1 protein-coding gene and 2 pseudogenes are annotated in these 1,414 nt (G+C 65.7%); all 3 read left to right on the plus strand.

Annotated features, from left to right (window positions below):
* Window positions 1-860, plus strand: a pseudogene (locus E3O49_RS13480) (IS30 family transposase); the annotation flags it as partial.
* Window positions 844-1,167, plus strand: a complete 324-nt coding sequence (locus E3O49_RS13485) for an integrase core domain-containing protein (protein WP_160141115.1) — start codon at window positions 844-846, stop codon at window positions 1,165-1,167. The pseudogene E3O49_RS13480 and the gene E3O49_RS13485, both read left to right, overlap by 17 nt.
* Before the next feature lie 31 nt (window positions 1,168-1,198).
* Window positions 1,199-1,414, plus strand: a pseudogene (locus E3O49_RS13490) (hypothetical protein); the annotation flags it as partial.

A 1,414-nucleotide genomic window follows, 5' to 3' on the forward strand; every position in this document is an offset into this window, starting at 1 on the left:
AAGCTCGCGGGAAGCCCACAGTTGCGCGAGTACGTTCAGGCCCGGTTGGATGGAACGGTAACGCGCGCTGATGGCACGCCCGCCGCAGCTCCCGGGATCAGGGCGTGGAACGGGCGTCGTCATGGGCCATGCCAGGATCGCCGCTGGTCCTCAGCGCGGAGCCCGGAGCAGATCGCAGGTCGGCTCAAGGTCGATTTCCCCGACGATAGGAGCATGAGAATCTCTCATGAGGCGATCTACCAGGCCCTCTACATCGAGGGTCGTGGCGCGCTGCGCCGCGAGCTGACCACCGCCTTACGCACTGGTCGGGCGTTGCGAGTGCCGCGGGCCCGTGCCAAGCGCGGTAAGAGCTTCCTGTCGGCGGAGGTCATGATCGCCGCCCGACCCGCGGAAGCCAACGACAGGGCCGTTCCCGGACACTGGGAAGGGGATCTGATCCTCGGACTGGGCGGGGTCGCGATCGGTACCCTGGTCGAACGCACCACGAGGTTCACGATGCTGTTGCACCGGTCTCCGATGGACGAGCACAAGATGATCGGCGCTCAGGTGAAGAACGGGCCCGCGACAGCCGGACACGGCGCCGACGCCGTCTGTGATGCGATCGCCCGAGCCATCACCGGTCTGCCCGAGACCCTGCGCAAGTCATTGACCTGGGACCAGGGCGCCGAGATGGCCCAACACGCCAGACTCCGCATCCANCCAAAGGCACCGACTTCACCCGCTACGCCCTCGTCGATCTCGACGGCGTCGCCAAGACCCTGAACGAACGCCCCCGTAAGACATTCGGATTCAAGACGCCAGCCGAAGCGATGAACGAGCTACTGTTGACCGCAAGCACCGGTGTTGCGACGACCGGTTGAATCCGCCCAGTACGCGTCGGAACAGATCACTCTCTTCGCCGCCAAGAACGGCATCACCCGGTCGATGCGATATACCGGGATCTGCTGGGACAACGCGATGGCCGAGAGCTTCTTCGCTACCCTGAAAACCGAGTTCTATTACCGCAGGGTTTGGCCCACCCGGGCCCGCGCGATCCAAGGCGTCGCGGAGTGGATCGAGGACCGCTACAACCGCCGCCGGCGGCACTCGTCGATCGGGCATGTCACGCCAGTGGACTTCGAGATGCAATACTCGTCACAAGCCGCAGAGATCCAACTCGCCGCTTAACCCGTGTCCACCCTCCGGGGTCAAGGCCAGGTTGCTTGAGGCCGCGGCGGCGGGCACGACGCGGATGAACGTGAAGATGGCCGACGCGGTTGCGTTGGCCAAGATCAGCGGCCTGACCGCAGTCGACGAGGCCCTGGGCGAGGCGGCAACCTATGGCCGCTTCGCGACCGGCGACCTCGCCTCGATCCTCGGCTCGAACAGCTCCCGAACCCTGACCCATCGCGCTGACGAGGGGCAGTCGCTCGCG

Origin of the sequence: Cryobacterium shii (assembly GCF_004402595.1) — a bacterium.
Lineage (GTDB): Bacteria > Actinomycetota > Actinomycetes > Actinomycetales > Microbacteriaceae > Cryobacterium > Cryobacterium shii.